The sequence below is a fragment of the Hydrogenophaga sp. A37 genome, assembly GCF_002001205.1.
Taxonomy (GTDB): domain Bacteria; phylum Pseudomonadota; class Gammaproteobacteria; order Burkholderiales; family Burkholderiaceae_C; genus Hydrogenophaga.
Window position 1 is genome coordinate 1 of the sequence record NZ_MUNZ01000158.1, and the last position, 2467, is coordinate 2467.

General features: G+C 69.7%; 3 protein-coding genes. 1 reads left to right on the forward strand and 2 read right to left on the reverse strand.

Annotated features, from left to right (window positions below):
• Positions 1–13 precede the first annotated feature (13 nt).
• Complete coding sequence (locus tag B0E41_RS21760) at positions 14–643, reverse strand: hypothetical protein (protein ID WP_077334396.1); 630 nt, start codon at positions 641–643, stop codon at positions 14–16.
• Between the two features lie 82 nt (positions 644–725).
• Between B0E41_RS21760 and pcp the strand changes: the two genes are divergently transcribed.
• Positions 726–1370 carry a pyroglutamyl-peptidase I gene (gene pcp, locus B0E41_RS21765; protein WP_077334398.1) on the forward strand — a complete coding sequence of 215 codons (645 nt, stop codon included), beginning with the start codon at positions 726–728 and terminating at the stop codon, positions 1368–1370.
• Here pcp and B0E41_RS21770 read toward each other — a convergent pair.
• The gene (locus B0E41_RS21770; RefSeq protein ID WP_077334400.1) at positions 1361–2314 is read right to left on the reverse strand and encodes a hypothetical protein; all 954 of its coding nucleotides are present in this window, start codon (positions 2312–2314) and stop codon (positions 1361–1363) included. The genes pcp and B0E41_RS21770 overlap by 10 nt on opposite strands.
• Between the last annotated feature and the right edge of the window lie 153 nt (positions 2315–2467).

Genomic DNA, 2467 nt, shown 5'->3' on the forward strand with positions numbered 1-2467 from the left:
CATGGGAACGATCCTACCCATCGACCTCCACCGCCTCCACCTCAATCACCCCCTCAAACAGGTCGATGGCGGTGGCGGCCACCTGCGCGGTGTCGTAGTAGGCGTACGCGCCCACACCCACCGCGCCCACGATCGGCACCCAGCGCGCCACACCCTTGCCCAGGGCCCGTTGCGCCAGCTTCGTGCCGATGCGCCGCGTGATCGCGCGGATCAGCAGCGGCGAGGCGCGCCGCACCAGCGTGCGCTGCCCCACGCGCACCACCAGGTCGCGCACACCCTGCGCCGCCGTGTGCTGGAACAGGCAATACACCACCTGCTCCGGCGTCAGCGTGGCCTGCTGGCCATACAGCGCGGCGATGTCGGCCACCAGCTGCTTCTGGATCTTCCAGACCCCCACCATCTCGGGGAGGATGGTGAGCCAGCCCAGCGGCCCCGGTGGCAGGGCCAGCGCCCCGGCGGCCAGCGCCGCTTTCGCTGCCGCCGCGTTGGCCTTCTTGCGCGCGTCGTCGGCCGGTGCCTGGCTGGGCTGCTCCTTCGAGGTGGGCAGCTTGCCCATCAGCGACAGGATGGCCTGACCGATCAGGTGCGAGCCTGTGTCTGCTGGGGGCTCGAGAGTGGTGACTGGTTTTTTGCGGGTGGCCATGGAAACTCCTTCGGATGATGCGCCGATGGCACGGCGCCAAGCCTGTGCAGCATATCCTTGCAGGTCCGACACAGGCCACCGCATGGACACCCGACTTCGCTCCCCCAAGCCCCGCGTGCTGCTCACCGGCTTCGACGCCTTCGGCGGTGCTGCCATCAACCCCAGCTGGCTCGCCGTGCAGGCGCTGCATGGCCGGCAGTTGATGGGCCACACCGTGGTGGCCGCCCGGCTGCCCACGGTGTTTGGCGCATCGCTTCAGGTGCTGAACGCCTTGCTCGCGAAACACCAGCCAGCGCTGGTGGTCTGCGTGGGGCAGGCCGGCGGCCGCAGCGCGATCTCGCTGGAGCGCGTGGCCATCAACGTGGACGACGCGCCCATACCCGACAACGCCGGCGCCGGGCCCATCGACACGCCCGTGGTGCCCGGCGCCCCAGCCGCCCACTTCAGCACCCTGCCCATCAAGGCCATGCTCGCCGCGCTGCAGCGCGAAGGCCTGCCCGCCGAGGTGTCGCCCAGCGCAGGCAGCTTCGTCTGCAACCACGTGTTCTACGGTCTCATGCACGCCATCGCCACCCAGCCCGAACTGCACCACACGCGCGGCGGCTTTGTGCACGTGCCCTGGCTACCCGAGCAGGGCACACCCAGCATGTCGCTGGACGACCTGGTGCGCGGCTTGCGCGTGGCGCTGCGCTGTGCGCTGGCCGAGCCGAGCCCGTATCAGAAGTAGAGCGCCACCACCTCGTTCACCGCCTCGTCCATCAGCACCGGCAGGGCCAGCACCGACCGGGCGCCGACCGCCCGAAGGGCCTCCTGATCGGCCGGCGTGTCCGGTGTGGGCAACAAGGTGCTGGCCTGTGCCACGCCGGTGCGCCAGGCCGTGCCGATGGCCCCCAGCGCCTCAAGCTTGTGCACGGTGCTCGCGCCGGTCGTCAGTTCGCCGGCGGATTCGCAGAAGCCTGAAGCGCGCACCAGTCCATCGGGCGGCCCGGGCGGCTGCGTCCAGACCTCCACCCGCAGGGCAATCGGCGTGCTGGGAGCCGACAACAATGCCAACACCCACGACGACGTGCCCCGCACGCTGCAAGGCACCGCCAGCGCCCGGTCGATGCCCAGGGCGAGCGCCGCCTCCTTGCGCAGGAACCGCTTGGACTGGGCGATGTTGGCCATGCAGACGGTCTCGCCCTTTTGCCAAGCCAGGCCCGGTGCACCGGCGCCTCGCGGCAGCCAGCCATCGCGCGTCAGCGCCTCCAGTTGGGCGGCCTGGGCACTGGCGCCAAAGTACCCGTCCACCAGCGACATGTCAGACGAAATCCGCCCGTCGTTGCGCCACAGTTCCACCGTGCCGACCGACGACGCGGCGCCGCCCATCAGCAGCACGACCACGCACTGCAGCGCGTCGCCACGGAACACCGGGCAGGCGACTGCGCAGGTCAGGTCCAAAGCCTTGGCGGCCGCGGCCCGCTTGAAGTAGCTGCCCGAGAGCTCGCGCATCATCAGCGGGTGGCCCAGCTCCCAGGCGCGGCCGGGCAAGCCCTCGCCGCGCGCAAAGATCATCTGCCGTGTGATCGCCTCGAAGGCCGCAGCCCTCGGAAACAAGCCACTCGACAGCTCCAGCGACGCGCCGTCTTGGGTGGGCGTCCAGACTTCGGCGATGCGGATGAAGGTATTCATGCCAAACCCCTAAGCAAATCGCACGCCAACTGGTCGGCCTGCGAGACGCCATGTGCCAACCCGCCCCAAGCTGGGCAGGCGTGGGCTGACACAAGATTGCAACCTGTTTGTCGTAGAACGGGGCATGGTCAAGACCCCGAAGCGCCCCCGTTC

Excerpts from the sequence above, each read along its gene's own strand:
- B0E41_RS21760 (WP_077334396.1), bottom strand. The coding sequence starts at position 643 with ATGGCCACCCGCAAAAAACCAGTCACCACTCTCGAGCCCCCAGCAGAC.
- pcp (WP_077334398.1), top strand. The coding sequence starts at position 726 with ATGGACACCCGACTTCGCTCCCCCAAGCCCCGCGTGCTGCTCACCGGC.
- B0E41_RS21770 (WP_077334400.1), bottom strand. The coding sequence starts at position 2,314 with ATGAATACCTTCATCCGCATCGCCGAAGTCTGGACGCCCACCCAAGAC.